The organism is Parachlamydia acanthamoebae, assembly GCF_000875975.1.
Classification (GTDB): Bacteria; Chlamydiota; Chlamydiia; order Chlamydiales; family Parachlamydiaceae; genus Parachlamydia; species Parachlamydia acanthamoebae.
Genome location: NZ_BAWW01000011.1, coordinates 1 through 18,576 on the forward strand (window position 1 = coordinate 1; position 18,576 = coordinate 18,576).

The window sequence follows — 18,576 nt, forward strand, 5'->3', positions numbered from 1 at the left end:
GGGAGAGTAGGTCGCCGCCAAGTCTTTTTTTATTCCATCCTTTGATGGACTATCTTTCAAACCCTAATAACTCTCGTTGTTAGGGTTTTTTTGTGTCTTCTTTTCGAAAAAAATCATCATTTCTACTCAAAAATTTAGTCATAGAAAAATTTTCTTATGTAATTTCAGGATAAAAAATTATCACGATACTTTAGAAATTTAGCTATACGCAATTTTTTGCTAAATGCATTTAAAGCTAAGTTCCAATCATTAATTAGTATAGATAAAATTTTGAATATGAACTTAATGATAGCGAGGCAACTGTTAATTCAAAAAAAACAATGGATTAGTTTGTCTTTTTTCATTTTACTTAATAAAAAACAAGACATTTTACATGCATGAAAAGTGGATTTCTGCTATCATAGTATTTTGCTTGGTGGCATTGGAGAAGAGGAAATACCTGATCCCATCCCGAACTCAGAAGTCAAGCTCTTTATCGCCGATGGTACTACACACGCGAGTGTGGGAGAGTAGGTCGTCGCCAAGTCTTTCTTACTCCATCTTTGATGGACAATCTTTCAACCCTAGCAACTCTCGTTGTTAGGGTTTTTTTGTTTGATCATTCAATTTTAATGGATTAATTATAGTTCTTTTTATTATTTAGGGGATTATTAAAAATGAATTTAGATCCGATACAAAATGCTCGTCCTAATTATGTTAACCTTAATTCTCCTAAACATTTTGAAAAATGGCGAATTTATTTCCAAAAAAAAAGTAGAAGATTTAAGTTTTTTTTTCTAAAAGTCGCCTACAATCTTGCTCATCAGATCACCTTTGGAAAAACTTCAAAAAAATTTAAAGCTAAAGCCATTCATTTAAGGTGGAATTTATATAAAAATATAACCAAAAAGCATTTTGGAGATGATTTTTTGGGAAATTCTAGGAATGTTGCGCGGTATTCCGTTATTGTAGAGGCGACTGCTTATCAAGCATCGAAAAATCTACTTCAACAATGTCGTGCCGATAAACAAGCTAAAATGATGACTAAAGTCAAAGTCAAAATTCCTTTAATGGGAATTTGCTCTGGTATTAATCTAGATATTGCTGAAAGATATTTAATTAAACATGAAACGATAAATGAAATTATTGCAAGTAATCAAAAAGGAGCTTCAGCTGAAGCCATTGCAAATCAGACTGTCTTTTCCTGTATCGATCATGAAGAAGACTACGGAGTTGTTTTCTTAGAAATACTTCAAGATTTAATGAAGATGAAGCCAAGCAAATTGGATGACCCTCTTTTTTTTCAATCCTTTACTCATATTTCTCTTTTATTAACGGAGTTAGATCCGCATTTAAAATTTTCCGCAGCTCCTGTTTCTCCCATTATAAAAAAGACCCTTTTAAAAGAATCTCCAATCAATGATTTGCTTATTTTAGAACGAAAATTATGCGAGAAAGAGAGGAAATCAAGATCAGCCTGGCTAGGGCATGCTAAAGAATACCCAGATAGTGGGTGTGTAAAAAATGTGGAAGCCTTTCAAAAAGCAGCTTCAGACTTTATTAACAGACAATATAGAAATGCGTTGGCTCAAGTAAAGCCTTCAGAAAGTCATTCTCGTTTGATTAAAAAAAGAGAAGATGCAATCAACACTCTTAAATGGGTGACCTCTTATCTTGAATTTCAAGAAGAAGTTAAGCGCATAATCCCGAAGAAAAATGGCAAATATTTAATAAGTTCGAGAAATTATATCCGAGTTCTGAAAAAAATATCAGATCCTACCATTAGATCAGTTATGAAAATAATGCTTTTCAACCACAGTCTGAAGTCTCGCTATCAAGTGCTCGCCCGTGCTCGAGGTCTTAAATTGGAGTCATTAAAAGCCATTATGGGAGATTCTTCACTGCATGCGAGTAATGTTTCTTATCTTCAAAATCTTTCAAAGCTAGAGCCTGGTGTATATTCAGTGATTTTTCAGACTCTAAAGATAAATACAAGACATGCCATTACTTATTTTAAAATCGATGAAAATAGAGGGTATTTGTTAGACCCCAACAATATTCAAATTCAGTGTGGCGATGCGAAGCATACATTTCTGCAGTTTCAAAAACTTTTAAGTTTTTACAAAGAACCTTTCTATGATCCTTTATCTAAATTTGCGATTTTCAAGAGAAAAAATAGAACAAATAACCTTTTGATATTTCATCGATTTACGAAAATTTAATATTTTTAATATCCAGCAAAGATATAGGCTCTGATTTTTTCAGGAATGCTTTTGAAAAAAGAGATAAAAATTTATATTTCGTAAAATAAGTCTACAGATAAAGCGATTTTTACATATGACTCTTTCACAAACCACGCTAGCGATTAAAGTGATTCCAAATGCCTCAAGAAATGCCATTTTAGGGTGGGAAAATGATGAACTTAAAATGTATATTGCCTCTGTTCCAGAAAAAGGAAAGGCAAACGAGGCGGTTATTAAATTTTTAGCGAAATTTTTAGGTCTCAGAAAACAGCAGATTCAGATTATCCGTGGTGAAACAAACCGGCATAAAATCCTTCAAATAGAAGGGATAGATAAAACAAAATTAATAGACTATATTAATAAAAATATGGGATAGATAATGCTAGAAAAAATGTTCTAATAACATCTCATTAAAGTAGTCTAGGCTTCTCAGCTATTTTCGAAGGGATCGCTCACATAAAATCTAGTGTTGTATTTTATAGATCGTTTGTCTACCTTTAACAATAATTTATCTTTAGTTATTTATCTATTATATATCATTAAGACTTGTTTAGTTATTTTGTCGATAGTTTATTTAAATAGTGTTATTATTTTCTCTTTATAATTACAAAGAGAAAGTTTTATGAATACAAGTGATTTAGTTAGCATTCCAAATGCTTTTTTAATAGCTGGAAACCAAACTTATAAAATAACTGAAAGTAAAGATTCGGATTTTGAAAAAGGAGATTCTTCAAATGATGGTTTTGATAACCCTTCTGAAACAAAATATGTCACTTTAGATGAATTTAAAAATGATTTTATTAGCAAATTAAAAGATGAACTTTCTTATGTTGAAAGAATTCAATTAATTAAAACTTATTTTTCTAAAAATGAGAAAGAATATGATCTATATATTGCTCTCGATGAAGAAAAAAAATTAGAGATTCGTCTAACCATGCAAGAGACAGCTTTTAAATCCTGTATGCTGCTCGAAAAATATTTTCAAGAACCCAATTTAGATTCTCAACAACAAATATATCACACGTTTCGCGTATTTGAATATTCGTACGCAACAGAAAGTGAAGATAGAGTATTAAAAGTCTTTTGTTCCTGCTTAGGATCAAAAGGGGAGTTGGCATGGATTCAAAGTGGCACTCAGTTGTCAGGAAATGAAGTATTTGATCTTTATCAAATGCTTGCAGATATTCTAAAAGTCAAAGAAATGGTTCTCTATGATGACGCCCATTCTGAAATAGAGATAAGTTCAAAAAAAATTGTTAGAATTCCCATCCGCCAAATGAAAGCTTTAGCTAGTACATCAGAAGAGGGTTATTCTTGGTATGAAGAAAAAGGAAGGTTCGAAGTGGCTAGTTTGGAAACCTATCAAACAAAACAAAATGTGGTGAACCAAAGCTCAAAGTCTTACCGGAGTGCTATTTCTTTAATTCGCAAAACCCCCCTGAAAACAGCTGTAAAAACGCACCGCGGAGCCACAAGTTTGATCAATCGACTAGCAAAACAGTATTTGGAAGGAAATAAATCCTTAACCCTGCATCATCTTTTTCAAAAATTGGACCAGCTGACCCGTCAGGCTAAAGGAAAATCATGTAATGCGCGTCTGCTTAAAAGTTCCCATAAAGCATTGAGAGATTTAAATGCGCTTTTTGAGAAATGTATCGATGTTTTTGATACCCCCCTTATCCTTGATAAGGAAGGAGAGGCTTTTGTGAATGCCTTAAAGCAACTACATGATACACGTATATTTGTACGCCAAGGGTAATCAAAGATAGACGCTAAATGCTTAAGACTCTAAACTTATTTTCAATATACTTTACAAGAAGAGAATTATGAGAAAATATTTTTTTATTTGGCTGTTCTGTGCATTTTCATTGGCCAATTGCATTGAAGTTGAAAATAAGAATTTTGTGCAGGAGTCTTCACATGTCTTGCTTTTATCTGATCAAACGATTTCCTATACAGCGCAAATTGGCACGCTCACTATTGGAGGGGAGGATAAAAATCCAAAAGCTCATTTATCGTATATTTCTTATACAAAAAACGCTATTGATGACCCCTCTCGTCCGATTGCCTTTTGCTTTAATGGTGGACCCGGTTCTTCTTCTATTTGGTTACATTTGGGAGCCCTTGGACCTAAGCGTATCGTTTTTGAAGATTGGCTAGCAAAAACGCCAAGGTATGCTTTAGAGCAAAATCCACACTCTCTTTTAGACCACATGGATTTAGTTTTTATGGATCCGGTTTCAAGTGGATTTAGCTCTTGCGCAGAAGGGGAAAATCCTAAATCTTTTTATTCCTATGAAGGCGATGTGAAAGCAATGTCTGAATTTATCAGACTCTATGTTACCCGCTTTAATCGCTGGGGATCACCAAAAATTTTAATTGGAGAGAGCTACGGTGCTGTACGCGCCATCGGAATGTCTGAAGAATTAACAAGTCGACATGGGATGGAGCTTGATGGATTGGTATTAATTTCTCCTGTTATCGATTATCAGACCATTTCAGGATTAGGAGATGGTAATGATTTACCTAGCCTTTTGTATCTGCCTTCTTATACCGCGGCGGCTTGGTACCATCAGAAGCTTTCCAGTTCGCTGCTAATGCGTCCTTTGCAAGATGTTTTGAAGGAGGCGGAAACATTTGCTTTGACTGACTATGCACAGGCTTTGTTGTTAGGGGATGGTTTAGATGAGAAAAATAAAACCAATATAGCAGAGAAAATGGCTTTCTATACCGGATTAAGTTGTGACTATATTCTGCTAAATCGTTTACGCGTTGCACCTCACCAATTTAGAAAAGAGCTTTTTAGAAAAAATTATCGTTCAATTGGACGCTTTGACAGCCGTTTAACAGGAATAGAAAGAGAGCCATATTATTCAAATTGTGAATCAGATCCCTGTGAAAAGATCATTAGTGGGATTTTTACCTCCACCTTGAACCAATACTTTTTTCAAGAGTTAAATTGGAAAAATGACACAAAGTATGAGGTATTGGCTAATGTGCGTCCATGGGAGTACAGTGGGGCGTCGAATCGTTATTTGAACTTGTCTTCTACTTTAGCTAGGATGATCAGTCAGAATCGTAACTTAAAGGTCTTGATTGTTTCTGGACGTTACGATTTAGCAATTCCTTATTTTAGTATTCAATATGTCGTGAATCATTTAGGCTTGGATCTTGCATTAAAAAATAATATCCAAACACAATTATATGATTCGGGGCATATGATTTATTTGGAAACAACGGAACTCATCAAATTAAATGAACAAATAAAGAAAATCTTCGCTAAAAGAGAATGACTTTTTTCCTAAGCAAAAATTTCAAATTAATAATCCTCGTTAAACTTTTTCAATTCTGTTGAGTAATTAGGTTAAATCATGTTTTTGTCGTGTTTAGAAAAGCAAAATCAAATTAAAGAAATTTTTAAGGTTTGTTTAACCGAAGAGCTCAAGTATCAAAAAATCATTGAATTAGGGCGAGCATTGCCCCGCCTTTCAGAAAATCATAAAACTCTTGAAAATCTGGTTAAAGGATGCCAAAGCACCATGTATTTGCGTTCTTATATGGAAGAAGGAAAAGTTTACTTTGAGGCAGAATCTGATGCTCTGATCTCATCTGGATTGGCAGCCATTTTAATTCAAGCATATAGTGGCGAAACTCCTGAAGCGATTTTGAAATGTCCTCCAGATTACTTGGAAGAGCTTGGGATTAGTGCGAGCCTGACGCCTAATCGCGCAAATGGCTTGTACAGCATTCACCTGAGAATGAAGCAAGATGCCCTAAAGTTTTTGCTAAAAAAATAACATTTCTAATTCGCGTGCATTGGATTAAATTTTTATTGCAGAGGATGTTATTAAGTGTATATGGTGACCTCTAATTCGTTTACATTGGAGTTGCCATATGAGCAAAGCGATTTCTTCACATTTTGATTCTATTCATAGACAACTATTAGGATTCACACCTGCTAATCAGAAATATACTTTAAAACAAGCCGCACATTGCGTGGATCCTCATTCATTATGGCTTGTGAAGGGTATTTATCGACTTGTTTATTGGTGCAGGGGCAAGGGATGGATCAATCAAAAAAAAGTGCTTAATGTCCTTATCTCTTCCGAGGAGGGTCTAGGTGCAATTTCAATACAAATGAAAGAGCATAAAATGCGCATCGAGCAAATTATGTCCGGGGCTCATTACAAAATGTCCAAGCCTTTTCTTTCGCCTAAGGAAACGGCAAATCTAAATCGAATTTCCCATTTTGCTCAAATTTTTTTGTCTATTCATACGACCAAACCATCAGCGCCTCTTCATCGTGATTTGCTACAAGTTCGTCAGGACAGTCTTTTAATTTACAAGAGGATGAGTTTTTTTGGGGAAAAGGGGATGCAAGCAGTTGAAAAATTCAAAAAATCTTCCAAAAAAACGTTGTCAAAATTCGACATCACTTTAGCGCGTGCCATTAGTCGTCCTGAGGAAAAGACTGATGAAGAATGGAATGCTCTAGAAAAGCTTACTAAAGTGGAATTAACGGAAGAAAATGGATATACACACAAACTATCTCAGAAACCCGATTGTCTTGAAAAAAACCGGTATCCAAACATTCTGCCTTATGATCATAATGTTCGAGGGGAGTCCGATGGATCGAATTATGTCAATGCGAGTATCATTGAATTGAGGAATAAAAGATACATTTCCACCCAAGAGCCCTTGGAGAAGACAATATCTGACTTTTTTAACCTCATTATTCAGGAAAATGTGCAAACAATAGTCTGTCTTGTTAATTGTGTAAAAGAATCAAAAAATGAACAAACGAAAAAAAGTGTCAGATATTGGGAAGCACAGCCAGATGCTTTAAAATTGAAAAATGGCTACGAAATTTCCCTTGCTGAAACTCAGAAGGATTATTGTGATCAACAGATTGCTGAAAGAACTTTTATCATTTCAAGAGATGGTCTAGAAATCAGACGGGTGACTCAGCTGCATTACATGAATTGGCCCGATTTTGGTGCTCCAGATGACGAAATATTCGAGGATTTTTTTAAAAGGGTTTTGGAGAAGCATCACGAAGGTCCGCTTTTGTGCCACTGCAGCGCCGGAGTTGGCCGGACGGGAACTTTTATTGCCATTCATAGTTTGTTCGATGAGGTGAATGAAAAAATACAGAACGGGATGAGTCTTTCGGACATTTTTTTGAATTTCGTCGAAACGGTTATTCGTATGCGCACATACCGTGGAAAGCTTGTGCAAACCAAAGAGCAGTATCAATTCATTAAGAATGTGATTGCACAATGGGCCGCTCCTCCTTTGGACATCAAAGAAGAGTAAAAAAAACCTCTCCCTAGACAGGGAGAGGAAAATGTTTTTTAGGGTAGTTGTTTAGCAATGTTCTTCATATTTTCACGGAAAAATTGTGCAATAGTATGTCGATCGGCATTATTCTTTGGATGGTTTGCTAGATTTGCACCATATGTTTTAAAAGCTTGGATGAATTTCACCTTATTTGGATCATTGCGCGGCTTTGTTAGCATATTCTGAAGGTACTGCTCAAGGAAATTAATCATTGTAGGACCATCTTGAAAGTTTCCGAAATGATCATTCATCAAGGAAAATAGATTTGAAGTCAAACCTGTTTCAGGAGGACTAGGTGGGGACCATAATTCAGTCGCTTTATTGGCAAAATATGAATACCAAGAGCTATTGCTTTCATTTTCTTTGATAGTGGCTTCATTTTCCATTTTTTTATGTTCTTGCAAAAGGTCAGATATGTCAGCTTCATTTTCTGCTGTCACATACTCGAGTACAGTTAATAATATCCCTTGCAGGTTAAATAGAAATTCAACCAAAAATTCTGAATTCCAATCCTGCGCAAAGAATTTTTCAAGGAATTTTTCTTGCTCAGCAGGATAAAGGGACATATGTTTTAAAAGATTTTTCAAAGACAGAGTTAAAGCCTTTCCAGCCTCACTATTTTCGCTAACAACAGAGGCTAAAGCTTCAATAATTTTAGAATAATCTTCTTGAGAATCTACTGGTAATTTTTTTTCTGCGAGAGCTACATAAGAATGAAACAAATCAGCTTGTTCACCTCTTAATGCAGTTAAAATAGTTGCAAGATTAGCAGGTGGAGTTTCTATGAAAGAATCTGGCGGTGTTGATGGTGCCGTTACAAGCTCTTCTTCATCGTCAGAATCCTCATCGTGGGTCTCCTCGGTTTCTACATTAGGCTCGTCTTCATTTAGACTAGGTTCTTCGGTTTCTGTCTCGGGTTTCTCACCTACATTAGGCTCTTCTGGAGCTTCTGGTGTTTCGGGTTTTTGCCCAGTAAGCTTTGTTAGTTTTTCTTCGAGCCTTGCCTGCTCCTGTTTTAAATTAAGAAGATTATTTTCATCGTTATGAATCTCTTCCTCTGTATTTTGAATGGTTATTTTTAACGCATCTATTTGTGATTGGATGTCTTCTAGAGCCTCTGCATTGTCATTTTTTAATTTTAAGTCTGCGAGTTTAGATTCTATACCATCCAATTTTATTTTATTTTCTTTGATTGCATCTTTTTTATTTTTTAAACTTGTCTCAGCGGTACTGATTTTGTCTTTCAATTCTTGCAATTTAGCAGATAATTTTTTAGGCGATAGAAGTTCATTGTTTAAAAGATTTTCAGCACTTTTTCGAGTGACTTCATGCAAGTATTGGGAAGAGTGAAAGGATTTGCCGGAAAGTAGATTTTTAAATCTTGAAAAGAAATTGATGACAGCTTGACGGACTTTATTTGTTTGCTTGTTTTCAGTAGTCGCAATTGGTTTAATAAATCCCTTAATTTTTTTACGATCTTTATTAGAAATAGAATTTTTTTTATGTAATTTTCGAAAAAGCTAACGACTTTTCTTGAAGAAACTTTTTTAAAGCCTTTATCTGGTTTTCCTGAAAAAGTTAGATAAATATTATCTTTTTTATAAAGGTTGCGAAATGGGTCAATAGTTTCGAGGTTTATAGACATTTACATCCTCCTAATTTTTTAATAATTGATTATAGATATCAATTATTAAGAAAGTTTAAAGGAAGCATCGATATATTCTATTTTGTTCTAGTTGAGATAAATTTGTTAGTCATTGCCTGTAAATGTGAGATCGCATGGTGTAAATATTGAATTTCATTATAAAATCTATTAACATTTTGAGTACTTGCTTGGGCTGCATTTGTTAAAGTGTAAATTTCGCTATGAATTTGAGCGGCTCTAGCAGCTTGCTGTTGCATACCTTGATTAATCAAATCAAATGCCTGGGTCTGATTTCTTGTATTTTCAATTAGCTGAGTCAGTTGGTAGCTTGTTTCCGTCACCCCATTGACTTGAGCCAAAATATGTTCCGAAAATTCCGTTACATATAGAGCTGTTTGTGAAATTTCCGAAACAATTTGGTGAATACTTTTTTCAATATCTAGTGTAAAAAAAGCCGCTTGATCCGCTAATTCACGGATTTTTTTGGCTATAATCGAAAATCCTAAGCCTGTAGGTCCCGTTTTTGAAGCACGGATTGCTGCATTGATAGAAAGCAAATTGGCTTGATCCGCAATTTTGACAATTGTATTAATAATGCCTGTAATTTGTCCGACTAAAAGTTGCAGCTCGGAAAGTTTACCTACGATATTAGAAGATTCTTGTTCCATTTGCTGCATAATGCTCTTCATCTCGCTTAAGTCTTTCACGCCTGAAATAGCTAAATTTGATGTGATAGAAACCACACGGTTAACTTCATTAAGCGATAAAGCAAACTCTAGCGCACTTTTTGATATTCTTTTGGCATGGGGAAGAATGAGGCTTATAGTATCCTTTTGTTTTGTAATGTTTGTTTCCAAATCTTTTGATATTGTATTAACGACTTGTGCTGAGTGTACAATTCTGCTAGAGATTTGTTTGGCGTGATTAATCACATTTTCAAAAAAGTCTGCCATCGCATTAAAGGCATCGCATATCAGCGCAACCTCATCTTGGTTAGACGTTTTGACGCGCACACTGATATTGCCTTCGGCAAGCTCTTTAGCTGCCTTTTTTAAATCAGAAATGGGACGTCTAATCACTCGAGTAATATAAAAGGCTAAGACTAATGATAAACCAAAAAAAGTCCACATGATACCAGAAATAAGGCGATTTTGCATGGTATCAACTTGAATTTGCAAGACTCTTTGAATAAGCTCCAAGCTCTCTTGTCTAAACTCCCAACTTTTTCGCAATGTTTGTTCTGCCATAGCAGTGATTAAAGGGGAATTTCCCTCATGCATCTTATCAATTAAATTTGTGATGTTATTTTGATAAATAAGCCACTCTTTTTGCCAGTTAGGATCCTGAATTTGTTGCAGAATCGTTCCATTGCGATCCATTGCCTTTTGGGCATTTTCTCGTGTATTCTGAAGATTTGTCGATAGTTCGTACATTAAGCCCAAAAAATAGGCTTGCTGCTTTAAATTAGGAGAATTTTTTTTTAAAAGATATCGGGAAAATCGATTTATTTCATTTAAAGTTAGTTGGTTTTTATTAAGATATTCAATCGTTCCTTCAATAAAAAAATGTGTTCCTGGATCTTGGTTATTATAAAGACCAAACCACGAATAAATATCTGTAAGTGTTGTTTGGATAATTTTGATTAATTCATAATGCAAAAAACGGCTTTTGTCTTCTGGATAATCGAAATTAGCCTGATGAAGATCTTGCCAAACAAATAAAATTTGTTCGAAATCGGAGATAATTTTTGAATTTGAACTGATGCCATTAGAATCAAAAGTCTCTTCAATATTGTTTTTTAAGTTTAATAAAGATTTAGAAATCTTATCGGAGATCATTTTGAGTTGTGTAGTTTTGTTCTCTGAAGGAAGTGGATTAAGGACAATATCTTGGTGTTTATAGATTTGACTAATAAGCTTTTCTAATTGCAGGCTTAATCGAATACCTTCGATTTGAGGTTTAATATGGGAAAGGATTTTTGTTTGGGCAATAATTAAAAAAATAACTAGAACGAAAGCGCAAATCATGCAAAGGATAAATGAAATCATGATCTTTTGCGAATAGGTATATCTTTCGAGGTAATAAGCTAGCCTTGTATCATCAAGTAATTTCATAAGTTTTTTTGGGGTTGTGAAAGAAGAAATGAAGGGCTTTTTGCAGCTCATCTGCCGCTGAATTAAGTTGTGAAATTGTTTCATCCAATTCATGCACAATCGGTAGATTCTTCTTTGTTGATTCTAAAAGACCAGAAATCGCTCCAATGATGCCTTCTGCATCACCAGCTTGTTGTTGCATGACTTGACTGACATTTTCGAATTTGACAACTTGTTTTTCGACATGCTGTGTAATATCGGAAAGTTGTGAACTGACAGTTTTGATCCGGTTTGCTCCACTTAAAATTTCATCAAGACCATAGTGTACATCTTGTTTAACAACGGAAACATGTAGCGAGACTTTGTTGATAATTTGCAAAATATTTGCCGTAGCTTCTTGCGTATTATTGGCAAATCTTTGGATTTGTTTGGTGAATTCGGCAAAGCTTTGCTTATGTTCGCCAGCAGATTCCGTTTCAATCGCTGCATTCAAAAATAAGGTATCTGCTTCATCACTAATACTTGTGATGAAAGAGAGTAAGCGAGACGTATCTTTAACTTTGCCTTCAATACTTTGAAGGACCTCCGAGATTTTACTTGATGCATCCACGAGTACAGGTATTTTATCCTTTAAACGCTCGAGTCCAGTGTGTGCATTTTTTGCTAAAGAAGTTTGTCTAGATGCCAGACTGAGGGCTTTCATTGTATCCGCAAGATGTCTCGATTCTAGAGCAATTTGTTGAGCTTTGGAATCAATCGATTTAATACTTCTCTCTTGGCTCGAAATTGTCTGCTCTTGTGCTTTAGTTGACCACGTCATCTCTTCTGTAAAACTTTGAAGTTTTTTTCCTAATTCTTGTAGTTTGTAGACAATGCTTTGGACTGATTCAACCATTTGATTTACAGCATGCCCAATTTGTCCAAATTCATCTCTGGAATCCGAATCAGGAGTGAGCGCGACATCTCCTTTTGCTAATCTTTGCAAATGGCGCAAAATTTTAAAAAGATGTCGTGTAAAGGAGCGCGTGATGGCAAAGATTGTGAGAATCAGACTGCAAATAAACCAATATGCAAGGGCAAAATATTGCTGCATTTGGTAGGTATTTAATTGCGTGGTCAGAGCTTGAATAATTTTTTCATGAGAAATTTTTTCAAGTGTGAGGGCTGATTCTAAAGTGTTAACGACTTTAGAACGCAAATCTTTGGAATAAATGTTTTCGTATTTAGAGGTATTTATTTGATAAACTAAATCTTCAATTGCTTGAAAATAATCTTTCAACGCATCTTTAACTTGGTCATCTTTAAGTTTCAAAAAAGTAGGGTCGTTCAATAAAGGATTAATTTGCTTGATGTTGGATTGAATTTTTTGTGCGACAAGCAACTCATTAAGTGTTAGCGGAACTGATTTTTTGAGATGGCCCCCAAAAAATTCCGTGATGAAGATTCCATTTTTTGGAAGGGTTTCAAAGAGAAGATAACCCATTTTATTGATCCAGGCATTGGAATCGCTACTAATCCCGTAGGCATCTTTTATGTCGGAGTAGCGACTAAGAAGTGATTGAAATAATTCACTTGTTAGGGCATTTCTTTCATCCTGTGTGCGTGCTGGTTTTATTTCGATGAGTTGCTTCCAGGCTTTTTCCCAAGCATCAAAGTCCATTTCAACCTTGCGAGAATCAGAAAATCCTTTTCCTAAATGATCTAAAAAATTGGAAGAAGGGTGAGCTTTTTGAACATTTTTTAATTGTGCAATCGCCTTGGATGTTACTTCTAAAAGATCTTCTTTAAAATGTTTTTCTTGTGTTTCGCTATTTGAAGAGGCTAGATAAAAGATCCATGTTTCCGCAATGTTGTTGAGCAAGGTTTGCATCACAGGAACGTACTGATATCCGATAATTTGTTTTTTTGTTCCATGAATCAAATAATTTTGGGCTGTAATCATCAAATAAGCAGGAATGGGCATAAAAAAAAGATAGACAAAGAAAAAAAACCAAAATCTTTGGTGATAAGTGAATTTTCCCTGGATATTATTCATCCATGCAGTAAGCTTAGAAAGCATCATGCGTCTCGGATTAAAAAAGAAAGTTTTCCAATATTTAGGTCTTCTTCAAATGGGTGATACTACTCAAGGAATAAAGAAGATCATTCTTACTTAAACTTTATTTTTTAATTCCGTCAATCATTTTATCTCTGAAAAATCGGATGTTTATAGAAAACAAAAAGGGGGAAGTCTTTTCCCCCTTGAATGAAGTTAGAGATCGATCTGATCAAGATGAACTGTATGCTGCTTCAAGATTTTCGAGGGTTATCGTCGTGTTTGAGTTTTCTAAACTCGTTCCAGTTTCTTCACTTACATCAGCTTGCGGTTCTTCCATTTTTTCCGATTCTTCCAGCCGTTTTCCGGTATTTCCTTGAACTTTTGCAGCGTCATCTTTTAAAAGCGCTTCTACTTTACTTTGCATGGATAAGCCGTGTAAAGTCATATGGGAGTCTTTGGACATGTTGCCTAAAGTTAGCAAATGTTTGAGTCTATGGGCTGTTTGGATTTGTTCACTCAACTGTGTCGATAATTCCGATAATTGTAGACTCAATTCTTTCGGAGCTTCTGCCCATACTAACCATTTGTCATTTCCTTGAGCTTCAATTTTCAAAATGCCTCGATCAAGATCGGGGGCTCCATATTCTTGATGGATACCTTTATAGTCCTCAAAGATGACTTTGGAAATTGTCTCATTTCCATGTGGTTCGAGTAAGCGGGAATCCTTCCAATTTACCTCAAAGTTTTCTAAACGTTTTTTTTCTACAAGAACATCCTGGTATTGATTAAATTCAACACGAACATTGACCTTTCCAATATCGCTTCCACTCTTGCAGTAAAGATTGACCCGGATAACGATTTGGTCAGGAGAATAAGACAGAATACTTTCATTGTGATCACCGTGCACATGCTCAGCAACTAAGTGTGGCGGTTGAGAAACATCGATATGCCAATCTGTGTCGGGGTAGATGACTAACTGTTCTGTGTGCCAATGTTCTGGATACCATTTATTCCCGTCATAAAATATATTTGGAGAAGATTTTCCTTGAATGTGGCGTTCCATTTCGTGCGCCACATATTCAACAGTGCAACTTCCTGCGACCTGTGGTAAAGCACCTATCCCTACTTGGTATTTTGATTCTACCTTAATGGGCCAACCCCAGTAACCATTATTCCAAGGGACGTTTAACTCTCCTGTGATGTAGGAATAATTTTCTTTGTTTTGATTTTCAAAAGGCCTATGAGGAACTTGAAAAGTTAAAGTGTCCGTCTTTGAATCGACAAGATAACATTTTTTGTCTGCAAAAACTAGGCTAGGTGTGTATCCTTCAGTTGAAGAATAATAAAAGTTCCCGCTAAAAATGACCAATGATGTTTTGGTAATATCATCAATGATGAGATTTCGAGGATTTACCTTAAATAGCTGCGGTTGTTTTGAAGAAAAAGGCAAACTGTTCATGAGTTGTTTAGCAAGTCGTTTAAGGTCATCAAGTTCATCGAGATTTTTTTTCTGAAATCTTTCTACCATACTATCTAGGTGGTCAAATGCATTTTTTGCCGCATTGCTAACTTTTTCGATTGTATGATTGAGCTCATCTCGATAAAAATTTTTTGTATTTTCAATGGCTATGCCAATTTCTCTTCCTGCTTCTATCTCTAAATCGACTCCGGCATTTCTAGTTTCCCTAACTGCCTCGTGAATCGTATCATCGACTCTACGAAAGAGCCCATCCAAGAGACTTCCAAAATTCAATCCAACGTTATTAACACCATTCATAGCAACCTCCTTTTGTTAGTTGCATTCTTAATGTTACAAAAAATGTTGACTGCATTTAACCGCTCAAAACATGCTTTCAGATTATTTTTATAATCGTTCTAGGCTCCCCGTAATGTCTTAAATTGCTATATAAAAACAAAAGCATCTTTTTAGAAGGTGTAAGACATGTTTTGCTAGGTGTGGGATATAGCATTTTATTTTAACATGTGTCAAATAAATAATTTGTTTTTCGTCTCAATTGGATCGTCAATTATTTTCAGAAGATGTTTTGTTGTGAAATGGATCAAGAAAAGGCCTCATGCTTTTGCATGAAGCCTTTTTTGCATTAATAAATTTCAGAAGGGTTAAAGAAAAAAGTGATCTCTTTTTCGGCATTTTCGACGCTGTCAGAACCGTGTACAGCATTTTTTGTTACGGATTGAGCGAAATCTGCGCGCAATGTATTTTTTTCTGCTTTAGAAGGATCTGTTGCACCCATAAGCGCACGATTTTTCGCTACAGCATCTTCACCTTTTAGCACGAGAATAACGACAGGTCCAGAGCTCATAAATTCAACCAAATCAGTGTAGAAAGGCCGTTCTTTGTGAACCGCATAAAATTGTCCAGCTTGTTCTTTGCTGAGTTTTGTCATTTTTACGGCTGCCACGCGCAATCCATTGTCTTCAAAGCGGGAAATAATGTGGCCAATGTGTTTAGATGACACTGCATCAGGTTTAATAATGGAAAGGGTTTGTTGTTCGGTTGTGTTAGGTTGATGAGCAAAAAGTGAAGTACTGATGACAGTAAGCAAAATACAAAGATATGAATACATAACATTCCTTTAAGTTTGGTTTAAAAAATTTTGAAAAAGATGAGCTCCATGCTCAGATCGAATAGATTCTGGATGGAATTGTACTCCTTCGATTTGATAAGAGCGATGTTTAAATCCCATAATTTCTCCATCAATAGATTGAGCCGTAATTTCAAGGCAAGTAGGAAAATGTTCGTGATCTACAATTAGCGAATGATAGCGAACAGCCGAGAATGGAGAGGGAAGGCCATGAAAAATACCTTTTTGCGCATGCTGAATAAGGCTAGCTTTGCCATGAATGGGCTCTAAGGCTTTTTTGACTTGTCCACCATATACTTGAGCGATGCCCTGATGTCCTAAACAAACGCCTAAAATGGGGACTTTTCCAGAAAAACGGGTGAGGAGTGAATCAAAATAAAGATAGTTCTGAGGATTGCCTGGACCTGGCCCAATCACAATGTGAGAGGGCTTTAAGCGGATGCAAGTGTCCAGGCAAAAAAAAGGGCTTCTCAAAAGATGTACGGATGCTCCTAATTCCTGAAAAATATGAACAAGGTTGTATGTAAATGAATCCAAGTTGTCAATTAGGAGGAGCATGCCGAAAACAAATTAACGTGTACGGGAACAAACTTCTTCTGGTTTGAAGAAATAAGCAATCTCTTGAGCTGCAGTTTCAGATCCATCAGATCCGTGAACAGCGTTTTCATCAATTGTCTTTGCAAAATCAGCTCGGATTGTTCCTGGTGCAGCTTTTGAAGGATCTGTAGCACCCATGATTTCACGGTTTTTAAGGATTGCGTTATCACCTTCTAGAACCATGATCAATACAGGACCTGTTGTCATAAAAGAAACTAGGTCACGGAAAAAAGGACGTTCTTTGTGTACAGCATAAAAGCCTTCTGCATCAGCTTGAGAAAGATGTTTCATTTTTGCAGCGACAATACGGATGCCCGCTTTTTCAAAACGTGCAATGATATCTCCAATATGATTGTTTCCAACCGCATCAGGTTTGATAATAGAAAGAGTTCTTTCAGTAGCCATATTAACCTCCGTTATGTTTTTAAAAAAAGTGAATTGAGGATTAAGTATAACACCCTGAAGAAATTATGTGAACTCCAATTTGAGCCCTAAACCTTCCGGATTATCTATTAAATCCTGAAGGAATCACAATTAAGTAAATGTTTGGAGGAGTTGGTTATTGACATACGCAGATTTTTTTTCTGTTTATGTTTTCTTTCGCCTTTGTTTTTTCGAACCGCAAAAACAAGAGATATTAGCTTCCTTTATTTAAGCGGAGGGATATGCGACTTATGAAATGAGTCGAAGTTCAAAATTCTCGTTATAGGATGTCTTTGCACCTCTATCCTTTTCTAAAAATCCCTATGAAAACTGCTGCTCTTCAGTGGAATTTTTTAAAGAACTGGTACTCGATTGGCCACTTGACAACGTTTGCAGGATTTCATCGAAGTAACCAGCGCCTACGAATTTTTGGTGTTTGATGGCTTTATATCCTTGCTCTTTTTCCATTTCAAATTCGTGTTTTTGGAATTTGGCATATGCACCCATTCCTTCTTTGTTATACTGATGAGCCAATTCAAACATACTTGCATTTAAGGTATGGAATCCAGCAAGTGTCACAAATTGGAATTTATAACCAAGCTCCGCTAATTTTTCTTGGAATTCACGGGCGGCATGCTCATCTAAATGTTTTTGCCAGTTGAAAGAGGGTGAGCAATTATAAGCGAGCCATTTGCCTGGAAATTTTTCATGAATACCTGCCGCAAACTCGCGAGCTTCACCGAGATCGGGTTTGCTGACTTCACACCAAACTAAATCAGCGTATGGAGCAAAAGCGCAGCCACGCGCCACAGCATATTGTATGCCTTCTTTTAAATAATAATAACCTTCGCTGGATCTCTGTCCTTTTAAGAACGGTTGGTCAACGGCATCAGCATCGGAGCGAATCATCGTAGCTGATTCTGCATCTGTTCGGGCGATAATCAAAGTGGGAATCCCTAAAAGATCTGCAGCAAAACGGGCTGTTACAAGTTTTTGAATGGCAATTGAAGCGGGGACAAGGACTTTTCCTCCCATATGGCCACATTTTTTTAAAGAGGACAACTGATCTTCTAAGTGAATAGCGGCAGCTCCGGCTTCGATCATGGCTTTAATTAGCTCAAATGCATTTAACGGCCCTCCAAATCCCGCTTCGGCATCCGCGACAATTGGAATAAACCAATCGATTGGATTTCCATTATTTTCGAGGTGCTGAATTTGATCGGCTCGAATAAAAGCATTGTTAATGCGATTAATTAGATGCGGAACACTCAAAAGGGGATAGAGGCTTAAATCTGGATAAACCTGAGCAGCATCATTGGCATCCGCCGCGACTTGCCAACCGCTCACATATATTGCTTTTAATCCCGCCTGGACTTGTTGTAGAGCTTGATTGCCCGTTAAAGCCCCTAGAGCTCTGACAAACGGTTCTTTTTCTAAGAGATTCCAAAGCTTTTCTGCTCCCATTCTTGCTAAAGGGCGATCAATATGAATGGAGCCTCTTAGTTTGATGACTTCTTGAGCGGTATAGGGACGTTGAATATTTTTCCAGCGGGGATTGGTCTTCCAATCACGTTCTAAATCTTCAGCATTTTGATGTGGGTGCATATTTTTT

14 protein-coding genes and 1 rRNA gene are annotated in these 18,576 nt (G+C 36.1%); 7 read left to right on the top strand and 8 right to left on the bottom strand.

Translation table 11 applies throughout. From position 1 onward, the window contains the following. The first annotated feature begins 411 nt into the window (after window positions 1-411). The 7 genes from rrf (at window position 412) to AOM43_RS05795 (ending at window position 7,538) form a co-directional block, all read left to right on the top strand. Window positions 412-526, top strand: a 5S ribosomal RNA gene (rrf, locus tag AOM43_RS05765). A 130-nt stretch (window positions 527-656) separates the two neighbouring features. Beyond that, window positions 657-2,201 (top strand): hypothetical protein, encoded by a 1,545-nt coding sequence (locus AOM43_RS05770; protein WP_059359412.1) that lies wholly within the window; start codon window positions 657-659, stop codon window positions 2,199-2,201. Between the two features lie 115 nt (window positions 2,202-2,316). Continuing rightward, window positions 2,317-2,598, top strand: coding sequence for a DUF167 domain-containing protein (locus AOM43_RS05775; protein ID WP_006341813.1), 282 nt, complete (start codon window positions 2,317-2,319; stop codon window positions 2,596-2,598). 246 nt (window positions 2,599-2,844) lie between these two features. Continuing rightward, window positions 2,845-3,981: a hypothetical protein gene (locus AOM43_RS05780; protein ID WP_059359414.1), complete on the top strand. Its 1,137-nt coding sequence runs from the start codon at window positions 2,845-2,847 to the stop codon at window positions 3,979-3,981. Between the two features lie 67 nt (window positions 3,982-4,048). Continuing rightward, a complete protein-coding gene (locus tag AOM43_RS05785; RefSeq protein WP_006341811.1) occupies window positions 4,049-5,515 on the top strand; it encodes a S10 family peptidase in 1,467 nt (488 codons plus the stop codon). Between the two features lie 78 nt (window positions 5,516-5,593). Next, a complete protein-coding gene (locus AOM43_RS05790; protein WP_006341810.1) occupies window positions 5,594-6,019 on the top strand; it encodes a SufE family protein in 426 nt (141 codons plus the stop codon). A gap of 97 nt (window positions 6,020-6,116) precedes the next feature. Beyond that, window positions 6,117-7,538, top strand: coding sequence for a protein-tyrosine phosphatase family protein (locus tag AOM43_RS05795; RefSeq protein WP_013924792.1), 1,422 nt, complete (start codon window positions 6,117-6,119; stop codon window positions 7,536-7,538). 38 nt (window positions 7,539-7,576) lie between these two features. Here AOM43_RS05795 and AOM43_RS05800 read toward each other — a convergent pair whose 3' ends face one another. The 8 genes from AOM43_RS05800 to aceA all read right to left on the bottom strand — a co-directional run bounded on the left by AOM43_RS05800 (window position 7,577) and on the right by aceA (window position 18,569). After that, the gene (locus AOM43_RS05800; RefSeq protein WP_226987418.1) at window positions 7,577-8,896 is read right to left on the bottom strand and encodes a coiled-coil domain-containing protein; all 1,320 of its coding nucleotides are present in this window, start codon (window positions 8,894-8,896) and stop codon (window positions 7,577-7,579) included. Window positions 8,897-9,284: 388 nt separating this feature from the next. After that, window positions 9,285-11,321, bottom strand: coding sequence for a methyl-accepting chemotaxis protein (locus AOM43_RS05805; protein ID WP_226987419.1), 2,037 nt, complete (start codon window positions 11,319-11,321; stop codon window positions 9,285-9,287). Then, window positions 11,308-13,362 carry a methyl-accepting chemotaxis protein gene (locus AOM43_RS05810; RefSeq protein ID WP_059359422.1) on the bottom strand — a complete coding sequence of 685 codons (2,055 nt, stop codon included), beginning with the start codon at window positions 13,360-13,362 and terminating at the stop codon, window positions 11,308-11,310. The genes AOM43_RS05805 and AOM43_RS05810 overlap by 14 nt, the downstream gene beginning before the upstream one ends. Before the next feature lie 205 nt (window positions 13,363-13,567). Further along, the gene (locus AOM43_RS05815) at window positions 13,568-15,115 is read right to left on the bottom strand and encodes a hypothetical protein (RefSeq protein WP_059359424.1); all 1,548 of its coding nucleotides are present in this window, start codon (window positions 15,113-15,115) and stop codon (window positions 13,568-13,570) included. A gap of 325 nt (window positions 15,116-15,440) precedes the next feature. Further along, window positions 15,441-15,926 (bottom strand): nucleoside-diphosphate kinase, encoded by a 486-nt coding sequence (ndk, locus tag AOM43_RS05820; RefSeq protein WP_006341803.1) that lies wholly within the window; start codon window positions 15,924-15,926, stop codon window positions 15,441-15,443. Between the two features lie 9 nt (window positions 15,927-15,935). Continuing rightward, the gene (locus AOM43_RS05825) at window positions 15,936-16,502 is read right to left on the bottom strand and encodes an anthranilate synthase component II (protein WP_059359426.1); all 567 of its coding nucleotides are present in this window, start codon (window positions 16,500-16,502) and stop codon (window positions 15,936-15,938) included. A gap of 12 nt (window positions 16,503-16,514) precedes the next feature. After that, on the bottom strand, window positions 16,515-16,946 hold the full coding sequence (ndk, locus tag AOM43_RS05830) for a nucleoside-diphosphate kinase (RefSeq protein WP_006341801.1): 432 nt from the start codon (window positions 16,944-16,946) through the stop codon (window positions 16,515-16,517). Between the two features lie 339 nt (window positions 16,947-17,285). After that, window positions 17,286-18,569: an isocitrate lyase gene (gene aceA / locus AOM43_RS05835; RefSeq protein WP_006341800.1), complete on the bottom strand. Its 1,284-nt coding sequence runs from the start codon at window positions 18,567-18,569 to the stop codon at window positions 17,286-17,288. Window positions 18,570-18,576: the final 7 nt, after the last annotated feature.

Coding starts and splice junctions, on each gene's coding strand:
- ndk (WP_006341801.1), bottom strand. CDS start 16,946: ATGGCTACTGAAAGAACTCTTTCTATTATCAAACCTGATGCGGTTGGA.
- aceA (WP_006341800.1), bottom strand. CDS start 18,569: ATGCACCCACATCAAAATGCTGAAGATTTAGAACGTGATTGGAAGACC.
- AOM43_RS05810 (WP_059359422.1), bottom strand. CDS start 13,362: ATGATGCTTTCTAAGCTTACTGCATGGATGAATAATATCCAGGGAAAA.
- AOM43_RS05795 (WP_013924792.1), top strand. CDS start 6,117: ATGAGCAAAGCGATTTCTTCACATTTTGATTCTATTCATAGACAACTA.
- AOM43_RS05780 (WP_059359414.1), top strand. CDS start 2,845: ATGAATACAAGTGATTTAGTTAGCATTCCAAATGCTTTTTTAATAGCT.
- AOM43_RS05775 (WP_006341813.1), top strand. CDS start 2,317: ATGACTCTTTCACAAACCACGCTAGCGATTAAAGTGATTCCAAATGCC.
- AOM43_RS05770 (WP_059359412.1), top strand. CDS start 657: ATGAATTTAGATCCGATACAAAATGCTCGTCCTAATTATGTTAACCTT.
- AOM43_RS05815 (WP_059359424.1), bottom strand. CDS start 15,115: ATGAATGGTGTTAATAACGTTGGATTGAATTTTGGAAGTCTCTTGGAT.
- AOM43_RS05785 (WP_006341811.1), top strand. CDS start 4,049: ATGAGAAAATATTTTTTTATTTGGCTGTTCTGTGCATTTTCATTGGCC.
- ndk (WP_006341803.1), bottom strand. CDS start 15,926: ATGTATTCATATCTTTGTATTTTGCTTACTGTCATCAGTACTTCACTT.
- AOM43_RS05790 (WP_006341810.1), top strand. CDS start 5,594: ATGTTTTTGTCGTGTTTAGAAAAGCAAAATCAAATTAAAGAAATTTTT.
- AOM43_RS05805 (WP_226987419.1), bottom strand. CDS start 11,321: ATGAAATTACTTGATGATACAAGGCTAGCTTATTACCTCGAAAGATAT.
- AOM43_RS05825 (WP_059359426.1), bottom strand. CDS start 16,502: ATGCTCCTCCTAATTGACAACTTGGATTCATTTACATACAACCTTGTT.